Annotated in this window: 18 protein-coding genes; 11 read left to right on the top strand and 7 right to left on the bottom strand. The window is 44.3% G+C overall.

Annotated features, from left to right (window positions below; genetic code table 11):
• Window positions 1-62: 62 nt before the first annotated feature.
• From ACP5L5_RS10780 to ACP5L5_RS10765, 4 genes are all read right to left on the bottom strand, one after another.
• Window positions 63-1298, bottom strand: coding sequence for an AMP-binding protein (locus ACP5L5_RS10780; RefSeq protein ID WP_428763708.1), 1236 nt, complete (start codon window positions 1296-1298; stop codon window positions 63-65).
• An 80-nt stretch (window positions 1299-1378) separates the two neighbouring features.
• Window positions 1379-2800 carry a dihydrolipoyl dehydrogenase family protein gene (locus tag ACP5L5_RS10775; RefSeq protein ID WP_428763706.1) on the bottom strand — a complete coding sequence of 474 codons (1422 nt, stop codon included), beginning with the start codon at window positions 2798-2800 and terminating at the stop codon, window positions 1379-1381.
• Window positions 2797-3279 carry a C-GCAxxG-C-C family (seleno)protein gene (locus tag ACP5L5_RS10770; protein WP_428763704.1) on the bottom strand — a complete coding sequence of 161 codons (483 nt, stop codon included), beginning with the start codon at window positions 3277-3279 and terminating at the stop codon, window positions 2797-2799. Before ACP5L5_RS10770 ends, ACP5L5_RS10775 begins: the two co-directional genes overlap by 4 nt.
• Complete coding sequence (locus ACP5L5_RS10765) at window positions 3266-4120, bottom strand: DUF169 domain-containing protein (protein ID WP_428763702.1); 855 nt, start codon at window positions 4118-4120, stop codon at window positions 3266-3268. Before ACP5L5_RS10765 ends, ACP5L5_RS10770 begins: the two co-directional genes overlap by 14 nt.
• 113 nt (window positions 4121-4233) lie before the next feature.
• Between ACP5L5_RS10765 and ACP5L5_RS10760 the strand changes: the two genes are divergently transcribed.
• Window positions 4234-4536 carry a 50S ribosomal protein L14e gene (locus ACP5L5_RS10760; protein ID WP_013604227.1) on the top strand — a complete coding sequence of 101 codons (303 nt, stop codon included), beginning with the start codon at window positions 4234-4236 and terminating at the stop codon, window positions 4534-4536.
• Between the two features lie 89 nt (window positions 4537-4625).
• On the opposite strand, the gene ACP5L5_RS10755 is transcribed toward ACP5L5_RS10760, so the two are convergent.
• Entirely contained in the window at window positions 4626-5810 is a 1185-nt protein-coding gene (locus tag ACP5L5_RS10755; protein ID WP_428763700.1) for a mandelate racemase/muconate lactonizing enzyme family protein, read from the bottom strand.
• A 79-nt stretch (window positions 5811-5889) separates the two neighbouring features.
• Here ACP5L5_RS10755 and deoC point away from each other — a divergent pair, with 79 nt between their 5' ends.
• The 5 genes from deoC (at window position 5890) to ACP5L5_RS10730 (ending at window position 9421) form a co-directional block, all read left to right on the top strand.
• Window positions 5890-6621 carry a deoxyribose-phosphate aldolase gene (gene deoC / locus ACP5L5_RS10750; protein ID WP_428763698.1) on the top strand — a complete coding sequence of 244 codons (732 nt, stop codon included), beginning with the start codon at window positions 5890-5892 and terminating at the stop codon, window positions 6619-6621.
• Window positions 6622-6670: 49 nt separating this feature from the next.
• Window positions 6671-7168 (top strand): 30S ribosomal protein S11, encoded by a 498-nt coding sequence (locus ACP5L5_RS10745; protein ID WP_013604230.1) that lies wholly within the window; start codon window positions 6671-6673, stop codon window positions 7166-7168.
• Window positions 7169-7224: 56 nt separating this feature from the next.
• Entirely contained in the window at window positions 7225-7839 is a 615-nt protein-coding gene (locus tag ACP5L5_RS10740; protein WP_428763696.1) for a GNAT family N-acetyltransferase, read from the top strand.
• A gap of 62 nt (window positions 7840-7901) precedes the next feature.
• Window positions 7902-8978 (top strand): DNA repair and recombination protein RadA, encoded by a 1077-nt coding sequence (gene radA / locus ACP5L5_RS10735; protein WP_013604232.1) that lies wholly within the window; start codon window positions 7902-7904, stop codon window positions 8976-8978.
• A gap of 86 nt (window positions 8979-9064) precedes the next feature.
• A complete protein-coding gene (locus ACP5L5_RS10730) occupies window positions 9065-9421 on the top strand; it encodes an aspartyl protease family protein (protein ID WP_428763694.1) in 357 nt (118 codons plus the stop codon).
• On the opposite strand, the gene ACP5L5_RS10725 is transcribed toward ACP5L5_RS10730, so the two are convergent.
• Window positions 9418-10725, bottom strand: coding sequence for a radical SAM protein (locus ACP5L5_RS10725; protein ID WP_428763693.1), 1308 nt, complete (start codon window positions 10723-10725; stop codon window positions 9418-9420). The two genes, ACP5L5_RS10730 and ACP5L5_RS10725, sit on opposite strands and share 4 nt — an antisense overlap.
• A gap of 274 nt (window positions 10726-10999) precedes the next feature.
• Here ACP5L5_RS10725 and ribH point away from each other — a divergent pair, with 274 nt between their 5' ends.
• Together ribH and yjjX are read left to right on the top strand one after the other, a co-directional pair.
• The gene (gene ribH, locus ACP5L5_RS10720) at window positions 11000-11461 is read left to right on the top strand and encodes a 6,7-dimethyl-8-ribityllumazine synthase (RefSeq protein WP_428763691.1); all 462 of its coding nucleotides are present in this window, start codon (window positions 11000-11002) and stop codon (window positions 11459-11461) included.
• Window positions 11462-11611: 150 nt separating this feature from the next.
• Window positions 11612-12154, top strand: coding sequence for an inosine/xanthosine triphosphatase (gene yjjX / locus ACP5L5_RS10715; RefSeq protein ID WP_013604237.1), 543 nt, complete (start codon window positions 11612-11614; stop codon window positions 12152-12154).
• 66 nt (window positions 12155-12220) lie between these two features.
• Here the strand turns inward: yjjX and ACP5L5_RS10710 are convergent, their stop codons facing one another.
• Window positions 12221-12601 (bottom strand): hypothetical protein, encoded by a 381-nt coding sequence (locus ACP5L5_RS10710; RefSeq protein ID WP_428763690.1) that lies wholly within the window; start codon window positions 12599-12601, stop codon window positions 12221-12223.
• Window positions 12602-12817: 216 nt separating this feature from the next.
• Between ACP5L5_RS10710 and ACP5L5_RS10705 the strand changes: the two genes are divergently transcribed.
• From ACP5L5_RS10705 to ACP5L5_RS10695, 3 genes are all read left to right on the top strand, one after another.
• A complete protein-coding gene (locus ACP5L5_RS10705; RefSeq protein WP_428763688.1) occupies window positions 12818-13432 on the top strand; it encodes a hypothetical protein in 615 nt (204 codons plus the stop codon).
• Window positions 13433-13617: 185 nt separating this feature from the next.
• A complete protein-coding gene (locus ACP5L5_RS10700) occupies window positions 13618-14040 on the top strand; it encodes a hypothetical protein (protein ID WP_428763686.1) in 423 nt (140 codons plus the stop codon).
• Window positions 14041-14071: 31 nt separating this feature from the next.
• The gene (locus ACP5L5_RS10695) at window positions 14072-14830 is read left to right on the top strand and encodes a hypothetical protein (RefSeq protein ID WP_428763684.1); all 759 of its coding nucleotides are present in this window, start codon (window positions 14072-14074) and stop codon (window positions 14828-14830) included.
• The last annotated feature ends 226 nt before the right edge of the window (window positions 14831-15056 follow it).

The raw sequence follows: 15056 nt of genomic DNA, 5'->3' as shown, positions 1-15056 counted from the left end.
CTCAGACCGCAATAAATCCATTTCCAATTTATTGCTATCACTATCCAATCAGGAACTACAATTTAAGTGGCAATCCACGGAGACCAAACCACTAATTCACCCATTGTCTTCCCATCCCTAGGCACATCCCTACCCTGCTCATCAACAACACGCAACTGAACAAGAGGTATTGGCAAACCAGTCCTCAGTACTATCCTTGCTTTCTCATCCTCTGGTAGATCTAGGTGCTCAGGCCTTAAGTAGGCCATTGTTAGTACTGGGGCTGTCTCCGTCATTCCATAGCCCGAAGCCACAACAACACCCCTAGTCTTTGCAGCAATGTATAATCCCTCAGGCATTGCTGAACCACCATTACCAAACCTCAATCCACTTAAGTCATACTTCTGTGAGTCTGGGTGGGTAAGGAGTAGGTATAGTATTGTTGGTACTCCACCCGTGTATGTAACCTTCTCCTCATGTATTAGCCTTAATATGTGGCCCCAATCATACCTGCCAGGTAATACGTACTTCCTAGTACCTGAAAGCATGACTACATATGGCGTTCCCCAACCATGTACATGGAATAATGGTATTAATGGCATGGCAGCATCCCTAATACCAACATTATACGGTGGGTAACTCAATGCTGTTGTCAATGACATTGCATGAAGAACCAATTGTCTATGTGTAAAGTAGACTCCCTTTGGTGGTCCTGTTGTTCCTGATGTGAATAGCATCGTTGCTGGTGTTCTTTCATCAATCTCAGGGAATTCCCTCAGTGGTTCATGCTTGAGCAAGTCCTCATAAGGAATCATCTTAACACCATAATCCTGGCTAGGCTGCTTACCCCTATCACTCATGTAGATCACGAGCTTTATTGTCTTTATGTTATCAAGTATAGGCTTTATGAATAGCTCAAAGTCATCAATATTTATTACTAAAACATCGGGCTTAGCTATGCTCATTATATACATTATTTCATGTGGTGCTAACCTAATATTTACTGTGAATAGTGTGGAGCCTATTGAGGGTACCGCATAGAATAAATCAACGTATCTAAGGGTGTCCCACTCCATTACGGCCACCTTTGATCCGAATTCCCACGGCTTACCTTGCTGCAGGCCTAGGTTCATTAATGCAGCTGCAACCCTACGAACCCTATCGGCGAACTGGGAAAACGTTAAAGATAACCTGAAATCATAAGGCGGTCTATACACTATCTCATTATTAGGAAAGGCGTATGAAGCCCAAGTAAGTATTTTATCAACGCTTAGTGGGTAGTCCCTAAAACCAGTAATTAATTCATTTTGTCCTTCCATAATTTTATATTTGTAAATTTTTATTTAAAAATTTTAGCACTAAATAAAATATATACTTAATTAAATAGGCAATGCAATCCTCATCTTCTTGGTAGGTACACATTACTCCCAGCGGCCAATTCTAGGGCATCTATCAATAGTTCTGAAAAGACAGGATGCGCAACCACCCACTCCTTTACCTCACCCAGAGTTAGTCCTTTCCTAATTGCCATCGCTGCCATATTAACTAGTTCCGATGCCCATGGACCAATCATATGAAAACCAATAATTTTCCCACTAACTCTTTCGGCAATTATCTTAACCCAGCCATACGGCTTATTATACGCTATAACCCTGTAGTTTATAATATTAGGCATTTTAGTAACTATGTACTTTGGGTCATCCTTATTAGCTATGGTCCCTACGGAGGCTATTTCAGGGTCTGAAAACACAACCATCGGTATTAGGGAATAATCAATCCTCGAGTTAAGGCTAGCCGCATTCTCAGCAGCTACTATTCCCTGAACCTTAGCCACACTGGCCAACATGTACTTACCAGTTACGTCACCAGCAGCATAGATACTGGGTACATTAGTCCTGGAGTGATCATCAACAGTAATGGCACCATTCCTAACCTCAACACCAACACCCTCAAGGTTAAGTCCCTCAGTATTTGGTTCCCTACCAACCGCGATTAAGACCTTATTAACCTTCAATGATTCACCATTGGATAGTCGGACAAGCCCATTGTCAGGGTCTATCTCGGTTACGGATGTGCTTACCTTAATGTCAATCCCATACATCTCCTTCATGACTTTACCAGCAAGATAATTACCCAGTTCTGGATCTGGGAATGTTGGCAGTAACCTGTCCATTACCTCAACAATAGTAACCCTAGAACCCAGTTTATACAGTAATGTCCCCAACTCAACGCCTATTGCGCCACCACCAATAATTAGCACGCTTTCAGGAATTGAATCAAGCAAGAAGAAATCATCACTGGTTATGGCGAAGCCTCTCCTTAACCCCTGCTCTATGCCCTTTATTGGTGGTAACTTAGGCCTGGAACCTGTGGCTATTAGTATGTTCCTAGCCTCTATCACTGAATCACCAACCTTAATAGACCTTGGTGATTCAAGCCTAGCCTCACCAATCAACACCTTAACACCCCAACTCGGAAACACCCTAAACATGTACCATGCAATTATTTGATTAATTAATCGATCCTTAGCCTCAAACATGGCCTTAATATCCAGCTTCATGTTGGTACTCAATCCCTCATTAACCAAGTACTTACTTAACTCGTAATAATGATCAACTATGTATAGTAGTTTCTTCGTGGGTACGCAACCAACATTTACACAAGTCCCGCCTAGCCTATTCCTATCTCTTTCTATGAGTAATACCTTAAGCCCTAGCTGGGCAGCACGTACAGCAGCATCAGCGCCAGCCGTCCCTGAACCAATAACTACGAAGTCCCACCTAGTATTCTCAGCATCCCTACTAGTGATTTCAACACTCATTTACTACCACCTAACAATGATCTTAGCGTCATCTCTACGGACTTCCTAACAATGACCGTACACTTCCTTCGCTGCTCAGGTGAAACAAGGTCAAACCTTGGATTTAAATCCCTACAGTTTGGTGATCCAAACATGTTCACAAACTGCCGGTAAATATCAGTAACCTTATTGTGAAGCTCAATGTGATAAGCTATAAACGGTTCACTTTGCTTACCACCCTTCTCCTCATCTATTCTTTTCTTCATATAAATACTTGTGGCGGCTATGGAAGCCCATAAGGCACCACAAAGGTGCCCAGAACCACTTAAACCACCTGCAAAACCTATTGATGATGCTATTAATTCCGGCGATGCCTTTATATTCAAGGCCTCAAGTAAGGCCACAAATGGTGAGTACGCGCAATTCTCAGTCTCTATCAATAATTGTGTGGCTCTTTCCTTGGTTTGTTTAATTAATTTCTCAAGATCAGCTTCCCTCATTAGTACCACCCTTCTCCTTCCTTACTCTCTCCTCAATCTCTTTAAGGAATTCAGCATAGAGGTGGCCGATCACTGGTATGGAACTAAAATCAACTCTATAGAATACACTTGGCATTGGTGGGTAAACAATGAAGTTGGTTTTGTTCTGTTCCTTAAGTGCATCAATAATATCACTTAATATACTTGCTGGAGTAACAAAAAGCATTTCGTAATCCTCAACATGACCAACAATCCTGTCGCCATACCCGGGTAGTGCAAGCCTAGGCTTACCGGTGAGGAGTACATCGGCAACGGCCGTATCCGACCCAGCCTTACCACTGGCGCTCAGTGTAACTTTCTCGCCGCTGATGTATACGTAAGCCGTGACCAGCTTCACCATTTGACCTGGAGTTCCGTAAATCATTACAACCTGCGGTTCATAAATGACATTATCAAGGGACATTGTTAATAATGCCTTGTACCTACCCATAGGTAGTCTTGGTAGACTACTATCAAGGGTCCTACCAGCTTCCTTGGTCCTCGTGTAAAGGCCATAACTAAGACTACCATCGAGAAAATAACTTGGTGGTTCAGCAAAACCAAAGATTATTATTTCGCCGGGACATGCCATATCCTCAAGGGTCGCTACCATGCCCATTCCATAATACCTGGCCACAGCTGACATTTGGCAAAAGGTTAGTTTTCTACGGAAGTGCTTGATAGGTCGGAATGCATTAATGCCTAACTCATCGGGGTCCTTATCAACCAATGCAATACCAACGGGTTTTGTCCTTAATCTAAGTATTTCCATTAGATCATTCGAGTAACGTTTATACTTCTCAGAAATTTCCCGGAGCTCCATAGTAATTTGTATCTCAAAACTTTATAAAAAATGTCAATATATAATTTATATATTTATTCAGACCAACACACGAAACATGAAATGCTTATAAAGCCTTACACTACCCGTGCTTGATGCCTAGGGTCTTCGATATTGGCAGGGTTTGCGTGAAGGTCGCTGGTAGGGAGGCAGGTAGGAAGTGCGTTATTGTGGATATTAAGGATGAGAACTTCGTGATAGTCACAGGACCTAAGTCACTGACTGGTGTTAAGAGGAGGGCGGTCAATGTTAAGCATATCGAACCAACCGAGTATAAAATAAACATTAAGAAGGGAGCCAGTGACGAAGAGGTTCTTAAGGCGCTTGAGGAGGCCAATCTAATCGACTACATGAAGCAGGTTATTAAGCCAAAGCTAACCATGGTACCGACTCAGTAATAATCAGCCCGGTTCGTAACTCTTCATCGATTCAATGTTCGAGGCTCACTCATCACCTAAGGACTAGGGCGTAACCCACCTTATTAATTTTAAAGGAACTCCTTAACCTCGCTTGGATCCTTGGCATGCTCTGTGGCTATTCTCTCGTTTAGATCAACCCCGAGACCTGGCTTTTTCGGTGGTGTTACATAGCCGTCCCTAATTATCATGCCTTCCTTAACCATGTCAGGCCACCAAGGCAGATCAATTGCATGCCACTCAATGGCTATGAAGTCCCCTATTGTGACTGCTACGTGGGCATTAGCCATGGTTCCTATTGGGCTTGAAATATTATGTATCGCGACTGGCACGTAATACTCCTCGGCCAGGTAGGCTATCTTCCTCATCTCGAGTAAACCACCGAGTCTCTGCACGTCTGGGTGTATTATATCCGTGGCTCCCTTCTCGATTAATTCCCTAAACTGTGAAAACCTATACAGCTTCTCTCCAGTGGCTATGGGCACCGGCGACTTGAGCTTAACCTCCCTCATGGCATTAATATTTTCCGGTGGTACTGGATCCTCGAACCAAAAGACGTCGTACTTAGCCAACTCTCTGGCTATGGCTATGGCTGTTGGCACGCTGAATGCCCAGTGCCCATCAATCATTATGTCAACATCGTACTTAACGGCCTCCCTAACACCACCTATGAATGATGTAACGAACTTAACAATCCTCATGCCAAAGGTTCTGTCGAACTCGGTCTCCATCATGCTCTCCGGCACATCAACATCAAACTTAATGTACCTAAACCCCATGCTCATTGCCTCCCTGGCCCTCTTTATGTAATTCTCAACGTTGTAGGCAACCTCAGTACTGGCCAGCTCAACCCACCTCTTACCACCTGTCTCAATGATACCTGCACCAGCGTGCAGATCAGCATAAACAGCGACCCTATCCCTAACCTTACCACCAAGCAGTTCATAGATCGGAAGGCCCGTTAACTTACCCTTCAGATCCCAAAGTGCCATCTCTAATCCACTAATTGCATTATTAACAACACCCCACTCGGAGTTCGGTATGTGCTTTCTAACGAGCCTTAGCAGGTACTCAACATTAACCTCCCTACCCCTGATCAACTCCTCAATTCTCCTCAAAATCTCCTTAATACCTGGACCCCTATGGCACTCACCATAACCAACAAGTCCATTACTAAGCTCAACCTTCACAATAGGCCACTCGAAATTCCCCATAACGGTTAAAACCCTAACCGATTTAATGGTTGGTTCGCTCATACTTATTACTCGGTATATTCATCATTAATAAGTGTTAGGGGATAAAGCATTAATAATCACATGCGTGCTTTAGTTGGGTATGGAGGTAAACGTAGTAGGTTTGATAGATAATACGTACTTAAAGTCCTATGGGTCAACGAGGGAGATTGAGGCCTTAATTGAAGATACGGCTAGGTACGGTGCATACTCAATAACGATAAACCCAATATTCCTTAAGTACGCCAGAGAGTACATGTCGCGTAAGGGCTATAGTTTCAAGGTTGTTGCCGTGGTCGACTTCCCATTTGGCGCAGGCGCCACTGAGGCTAGGGTAGACGCCATTAAACGCTACTCGCAGTATGCGGATGAGCTTGACATTGTGGCTCCAATAGGTCTCGTAAAGTCTGGACTATGGAGTGAGGTTGAGCATGATATCAATACCGTGGTTGAGACTGCCCATAGGGAGGGTAAAATCATTAAAATAATTGTCGAGGATGCCTATACAACGAGGGAGGAGAAACTGGAGTTGTACAAGATCGTAATGCAATCCAAGGCTGACTTCATTAAGACGAGCACTGGATTTGAGGAGAAGGATTATGCGGAGAAACTCGGTAATAAGACTGGCGCTCAGATCGAGAACGTCAAATTAATGGCTGAGTTATCTAGGAAGTATAACCCGAGGATTGGGATTAAGGTTGCTGGTGGTATAAGGACTTATCAACAGGTTCTTGAGCTAATGAGGGCGGCCGAGAGGGAACCTGACCCGATGAGGTTTAGGGTTGGTACTAGCCACATGATGGGCATCATTGAGAGTATGAAGAGTATTCATTAAATCGATAGCGAGAAAATTTATAAAATGAGTAAAAATGTCAATCAACCGAATGTCGGAGAAAAACACAGAGAAGACAACTGAGGAGGTTCAAGAAGAGTCGCAACCAGCACAACAACCGACACAGTTACCCGAGATAAAGCCAACACAGGTTAGTGGGGCTAGGAAGCTTAGGTGGGGCGTTGCATATGTTTACTCAAGTTATAATAATACAATAATAATTATTACTGATTTAACTGGTGCCGAGACCGTGGCAAGGGTTAGCGGTGGACAAGTGGTTAAGGCCGATAGGGATAAGCCCAGCCCATACGCTGCAATGATGGCTGCGTACAAGGCAGCCCAAATAGCCATGAGTAGAGGCATTAATGCAGTACACATAAAGGTTAAGGCGCCTGGTGGTTACGGCCCGAAGACGCCAGGTCCTGGCGCGGCAGCTGCAATTAGGGCCTTGGCTAGGGCTGGCTTGATTATTGGCCGTATTGAGGATGTGACACCAATACCAACAGACACCATTAGACCACCTGGAGGTAGGCGTGGTAGGAGAGTGTAAGTTAACTGTATTATTTCAATCCTATTAATTAACACTGAATTTATGGAGGTGTTTTTATGAATTGTGACGGTTCAATTACGGTATTTATAGACGGTAAGGAGTTAATGAGTTCTGCCGAGCAGATATTGAGGGATTTCTTTGGTTCGGCCTATAGGTATGCTAGGGCGGTTGTTGATTATGGCGTTGGTTTTGTGGCGTTGGCCGTCGTTAATGGTTCGAGCGTTGGTGCCGCTGTTTATTACAGTATTAATGTTGGTCTCATTAGATTGTGCGTTATTTATTACATAGCCGTTATTGAGGAGTGTAGGGGCTTGGGTATCGGTAAGGTCTTGATGAGCACCATTGAGGAGATTTGTGCTGATTCTGATGTTTACATTGCAACCACTTGGTTTGGTAATGAACCTGCCGACAGGCTTTACAGGTCATTGGATTACGTTGGTTATACGTGGGATGAACTCAGGAGACTCATTGGTAAGAAAGCTGTTGATAGGTTGCTTAAGGTTACCTGTGGTTATGATGATGATATTGCTTATGTAAAGTCCATCATTAATGAGGGCGATGTGTTGAGCATTCTTAGGCGTGTTGTTGAGGGTGGTGATGATGAGACTAATAGGCTTTGGCGTGAGACCTGCCTAGGTGTGTGGCTTAGGCTTAGGACTGGTCTTCGGTGAGCTCCTTATTTAATGGCTGCTTAGTTTTTTAAGTAATAACCATTTATTCTTAAGTGAGAAATATGCCAAAGGGGAGGAAGAAAGTGCAGGAGCAGGAAGTTGAGGAAGAGAAGGAGGAGGAACCTGTCGAGGAGGTTGAGGACACAGAAGAGGAAAGCGGTGAGGGAGGTACTGTTGTGACTGCGACAGTTAGTGGTGGTTATCCAGTTGTTGATGTTGAGGAAATTGAGGGTGTTGGTAGAGTCACTGCCCAGAAGCTTAGGGAGGCTGGCTATAACACGGCTAGGGACGTGGCCTTCGCAAGCGTTAAGGAACTCGCTGATATACTTGGTAGTGAGGATAGGGCTAAACAAATCATTGCGGCTGCTCAGAAACTTATTGGTTTAACACCATTCATAACGGCCTATGAGCTTTACGAGAAGAGGAGAGGTATCAGGAGGATTAGTACCGGAGTTAAGGCACTTGATGAATTGCTTGGTGGTGGTATTGAGACTAAGGCAATTACGGAGTTAGTTGGTGAGTTCGGTAGTGGTAAGACTCAGCTTTGTCATCAGTTGAGCATTATTGTTCAATTACCCGAGGATAGGGGCGGCTTGAAGGCTAAGGCACTATATGTTGATACTGAGAATACGTTTAGACCCGAGAGAATCATGCAAATAGCAAAGTACAGGGGTTTGGATCCGCAGGAGGCTCTTAGGAATATACTCTATGCTAGGGCTTATAATAGTGATCATCAGATGATGATTATTGAGGAGAGTAAGAAGATTATTGAGAAGGAGAATATAGGCTTGATAGTCATTGACTCATTAGTAGCCCACTTCAGGAGTGAGTACCCGGGTAGGGAGAACCTGGCTGAGAGACAGCAGAAGCTTAATCACCACATTGCCCAGTTGCTTAGGATTGCTGATATTTATAACGTGGCAGTGGTAGTCACAAACCAAGTGGTTGCGCAGCCAGACGTATTCTTTGGAAACCCGCTCAAGCCTGCTGGCGGTAATGTGATTGCCCATGGAGCTACGTACAGGGTTTGGCTGAGGAAGGGTAAGGAGAATGTTAGGATTGCCAAGATATTTGACTCGCCATACCACCCTGAGAGGGAAGTTACATTTAGAATTACTGAGGAAGGCGTCGTTGATTAAAACTAATTGCCATAAGCACCGACTTAAGTGCTTACGTAATTATTCCATAATTAAAACTATTTAATTTAGCAGTTATGAGTATCTTAATGGGATTTGTGAAGGTTAGGGCTAGTATATTCAACCCAGCAGCGCCGGAGAAGACCGTGGAAGTTGATGGTATTGTAGATACTGGGGCTATCTTTACGGTGATCCGTAAAGACATACTTGAGTCACTTGGTATAAAGCCCATTGATAGGATGAGATTTAAGGCATTTGGTGGCTATGTTGAGCGTGATGTTGGTGAGGCGGGGTTAGTAGTCATGGGTAGGAGGAGGATCGTGCCTGTAATATTCGGCGAGACTGAGGATACGATAGTAATTGGCGTAACGGCACTCGAGATTTTCGGGCTTGAGGTTGACCCAGTCAGGGGTACACTTAAGGAAGCTGAGTTACTGCTCCTTTAGGTGTCGTTTATTCTTTCAATTAGCGAATCTTCATCACCTAAATATCTAATGTCCATCTTCTTCTCAAAACTAATCAACTCAAAGTTCAGACCTAAATCCCTAGCATACCTATAGACCTCCATCAACTCCTCCTTACTCGGTCTCCTAGCCAATTCCCTAAATTCAGGGTTGAACCTCGGTGAATCTGGGTCAGTCTCGTTCTCCGGCCTGTACTGATCCATAATGTTAACGAGAACGCCCGGCATGTTGTCAGCTATCCACTTAAGTACGGGCTTGGAGTCATCCTCTACATGACCTGGCATCACAAGGTGCCTAATTATCATGTCCTCACCCCAGTCATAGACAAGCTTATGATTCCTCGAGACAACCTCAAAATACCTTGGAACCCTAGATATCCTAAAGGCACACTTATTATTTCCGTGTTTAAAGTCGGGGAGCCAAATGTCCATTAAAACCCTGAGCAATTTTGTGGTTTCCACGGTCATGTAGAAGTTGCTATTCCAGAGCATTGGCACGTTAAGTTCATTACCATACGATGCCCAATCCCTGGAGAAATTGTAGGGTATGAAATCCGCCTTTACCGAGAGCACGGCATCGTACTCCTCATTGCTTAATCCCTCAAGAACTTTAATGCCCTGGTTTGCAATCAACCTTATTGCCTCAACGATATTGTGCAGGTGTGGTGTTGGTTCACCACCAACCCAGTTAATGTTGTGAACACCCTCGAGCCTGAGAATAACCGCTGCCGAAGCTATTTGCCTAGGATTCATCACAACGCCATTAAACCTATCCCTACTTATATCAGCGTTTTGGCAAAAGGCGCATCGGAAATTGCAGGATGTGAAGAATATGGTTCCAGAACCCATTACGCCACGAAGTGGCAACTCCTCACCAAGGTGGTGGAAGTATGTGGAGACTCTACTCGTGGAGTCCAGCATACACACACCAAGTCTCTTGCCACCCATCCTATCAACCCTACAACGCCACTCACAGAACTCGCAATGCCTAATCATCCTCCTAGTGATCTCTGCAGTTAAGTCTAATAATGACGGTGACGCCTTGGGCATGTTCCTGATATCCACCTCATTATACTTAACCCTGCGCCATAGCTCAAGGAAGTCATTCAAGGCCCTATCGAACTCCCTCCACAACTCGTCCTCACTTAGCTCAGTCAGCTTCTCATTAACCGGTACTCGCGCGGCTATGAGATATTTAGCTGGCTTCTTGTTAGTGGCTACTTCGTAGTACCAGGGCAGTTTGTCCCTGATGTGCCTCCAAATCCATAACCTCGAGAAATTAATCACACTGAGAATTAATTCACGCTACAGCTTTATAAACGCTTAATTGATAGAGATGCTAACTACATAGGTATGTAGTTTCTTGGTGAAAATCTATGTATAATGTCAAGTCACGTGCAAAGGGGGTTGATAGGTAGTTTTGGTATCGGCTTATAGATAATGGTACTTAGTTTTAGAGATAATAATTAATACGCACCTGTGGAACTATGTTGGGAAGGTTAATGATGGAGGTTGGTATCGGGATTAAGCTTTAATTTAGACTTATCCCTAACCATGGTGTATGGCAGATAGGGTTAGGCTTGCGATTGTGGTTGCGGAGTTTAATTACGACGTAACCTACCTAATGCTTCAAAAGGCTCTCGAGCATGCAAGATTCCTCGGTACTGAGGTTACCTACGTGGTTAAGGTGCCGGGCACATACGACATGCCCATAATAGTTGATGAGTTACTTAGGAGGGATGATGTGGATGCCGTGGCGGCAATAGGCGCTGTTATTCAAGGCGAGACTAAGCATGATGAGGTTGTGGCTCAGCAAACAGCTAGGAAGTTGATGGATCTCTCTGTAGAGCATAAGAAGCCCGTGGGCATGGGGATAATCGGGCCTGGAGCCAATAGGATGCAGGCGCTGGAGAGGGCTGAGGAGTATGCGAGGAGGGCTGTGGAGGCCGCGGTTAAGTTGGCAAGGAGGTTCGAGTTATTGAGGGGTAGTAAGTACACGGGTACCACGGTATTCATAGAGTGAGTCAATGACGCATTAAATTCACTGGGAATTTTTATGAAGATTTTACGAAGTTCCGATTCAGCATTGGAGTCACTCTTCACCTGTCGGTAGGCGACTAAGCATCATCACGTGTTAGAACCCTTATAACCCCTAGATTTATTTTTACTTGCCGTGATACTCGTAGCCCTTGGTTCAAGGAACCCAAATAAGGTTAGAGGTACGGAGTTAGCATTTAGGATCGCTGGCCTTAGAGCCAACGTGGTCTCTATCGAACCACCTGGCGACCTATCTCCCGAACCCATTGGCCTTGATGAAATTATCAATGGGGCGATTAGGAGGGCTCGGTATGCGATTGGTATAGTGAGGAATGCCGAGTTTGGTGTTGGTATTGAGGCAGGGATAATTAGGGTTAAGGGTTTTGAGGAGGGCGTTGATGTGACTATTGCGGCAATAATTGATGGAAGCGGTAAGGTAACCCTTGGCTTTAGCCCTGGATTTATGGTGCCCAGGAAATTCATGAACGAAGTAGTGCGAGGGGTCGAGTTAAATGATGTTGTTAGTAGGTATTATGGAGAACCCAACATAGGCAGGAAGTATGGGTTAATTGGCACATTAACTAGGAGATTTATAGACAGGATCGTACTAAATACGGAGGCTGTTTACATGGCATTAATTCCCAGGATGCCGTGGAATACAGAATTATTTAGGGGTTGAGGGTTGGGTAGGCAGAGTGGAGGTAAGATTAGTCTTACAACCACTCTGCATATCCAATATGTTCAATTATTCACTAGCCTGCTTGCCTTCATCTGACTCCTCGGCTTCCTCCTTCTCGGATAATTCCAGGTATATTAGTGCCTCGATTTCATCCTTATTGTCCAGGCCTAGGTTTTCTATTACTGTTGTTGGTAGGCTGGCCCCATATTGCGACTTATGTATCCTCCTGATGTTTCCCTCATAGGCTATGTACCTATTATCCTTAAACAACCATATCTTGACAGGCGCCCCATTCCTGAAGCCGAAGTACCTAATGGTTGTTGGCAACGGTATATAGGCATTAATGACCTTGTACTCCTTATCGCCAACTCTCCTACTACTCTCATAAATCCTAACCCTAGCCCTAACCCAAACAGCATTACCAAAGCCAATATCCAACACAGTCATATAGTATAGCCAGGGAAAACTGCCTTAAATCCTTGACCATCATGCAGAGGTCGAGGCTTGGATATGCAGAGTGGTTGTAAGACTAATCTTACCTCCACTCTTCCAGTCCAGGTTTTGACACATCACTAATAAATAGATACTTCACCAATACTTTCGCTGATGTTTCTATTTTTTATTAGAGTAAAATTTATAAACCTCTAGATTATTTTAACATTGATGTACATAGTCACTGGTTACACGCGTGGTAGGTCCTCAAGGAGTTTTGAGGGTAGGTATAAGGGCATTGATGATGTTAGGGATGTTCATGAGACGTTAGCCATTAAGTTGAGGAGGGATCTGCAGTACTTCGTGGTTACGGGTGACGATAGGGACCTAGTTCTATGGACATTTGACATACCTGGTTATGAAACTCACATTTACTCAATGATTAAGGAGACCGCTACGTTAATGCTTTGCCCAAAGATTGACAACTCCACATACCTATTACCTGATGCATCAATACTTGGTGATTTATCAAGCGCCCTATCACGCTATGAGTATAGGGACATGGCGTACTTCGTGAAGCCGCTAAGTAGGGAATTCGTGATTAAGGCGTTAAGGGCTACGTATGATTCCGCAATGGCGATTATGATGAAAATGCTAATGAGTGCGGGTAGGGCCAGGGGCATTGCACTGAGGATTCTTATGGATAAGGTTAACTATGCCGAGGAATCAATAGACAAGGCCCTAAAAATATGGAGGAATAAGGGTTATGACATAGACTCCTCGGGTATTGAGAATGCAATAAGTAGTGTTAAGGCAGTGCTCAGTAGGAGAATTGGTAAAAACTAACCGATAAGGTCATTAGTTAATCACTCAAAATAAGTAATGCGCATGGAATAGACAAGCAAGTAATCAAAGCAGCAATCAAGGAATTAAGGAGTAGGTACCCGGGCAAGTCAAGGTCCTGGATAAGGAGGTCACTCAGGAGATTCCTAAACAACGATGCCAAAGTATTAAGTGGTGATACGTGGGTCGTGAAGGGCGAACCATCAATGGGCGACAGACTGCCTCAGTACATCGTTAGGTTCCTAAACGGTAGATACACCTGCGACTGCCAAATGGGCGCCTGGGGCGCGAGCAGGGGATTGTGTACTCATATTGGTGCAGTTATCATAAGCCGAATATACGAAGAACTCGTCAAGACCGTGTACGCGGCAATAATAAAGGCTGAGTGCCTCGATAACGAATTAATCATACTAAATAATGATGCCGTGATAAATAGGGTAACGCAGGACGGCTCAACAATATACGTGGTGAGGACTGGGCAGGAGGCCACGATAAGGGCCTTTCTAGCATGTAACGATGAGATCAAGGAATTAGTGATAAGCACGAGGCCCATGAAGAACTGGGAAGTCATGGAATTACTAAGGGGTAAGGGCCATACAATCTCGCAATAACTCTTATTAGGAGGGAATACATAATGATTTAATGCATCAATTGCAGGGTAGCACCGGTCAACTTCATGGTTATATTAAAAGGCTTAGGGTTGGCTATGCAATAACCTCCGTAGCCATTTCACTCATTATTGCCTGGCTATCCCTATACTCATTAATGCCAACCGTATTCTACATATCAGAGCATCCAAACACGTTATTCATACTAATGCTGGCTAATGCCATTGGCCTGGTCGCATCATGGTACCAAGCCTCAGGTTACTTCAAACTGGCCAGTATCAATAGGAGGTACAGTCACGGTAAGTTAGGCATCACGCTCCTTGTAATTACCTGGTTACTAGCCGTCTCGTCAACGGTCATTTACTACCTATCTATCACAATATTCGTAGCCAAGGGATTCTACTTCGTATGGCCTGTACCTAACCCAGTACTGGCGGATCTATCGCTGGCCTTAGCAATCTCGAGCTTCATAACAACCTTCCCAGCCACGTACCTACTCACAAAAACACTGTATAGACTGGGCAATGACCTTGAAAAACGCATAATCAAGGTGGGCGCAGTCCTCCTAGCAATAAGTGCGCTAGAACCAATGCTATTGGGAATATTCCTGTTAATAGTATCGATGGTACCCTCAATTCCCGTAATCATTAGCAGCCTTGAATCAAGCATGCCCATAAGGATAGAAATACCACTAGAAATACTAACAGTAATAACCCTATTAATCACAGGACTACCACCCATAACAGGCCTAGCAGGAACAACATTGCTGGCAATAGGTCTCAAGATAAACTAGAACTAATAAAGAATAGAAATTTGTGCCCGGCTGGGATTTGAACTTGGGTCCTATGGGTTAAGGGCTTGCCGCTTTACCTGGCTGGGCTGCCCACGCTATACGTCAGTCAATTACTGCCCAGGGGTTTGGATGCTTGATGAATTGGGGCGTGTATTACCGTATTCAACTTATTCTACCTTGGGGTGGTTATGCATTGCCTAGGCTTTGTAGAATTTTGTTCGCGCAG

Origin of the sequence: Vulcanisaeta sp. (assembly GCF_049966235.1) — an archaeon.
Taxonomy (GTDB): Archaea; Thermoproteota; Thermoprotei; order Thermoproteales; family Thermocladiaceae; genus Vulcanisaeta; species Vulcanisaeta moutnovskia.
This window is presented reverse-complemented; position numbering and strand designations above follow the sequence as displayed.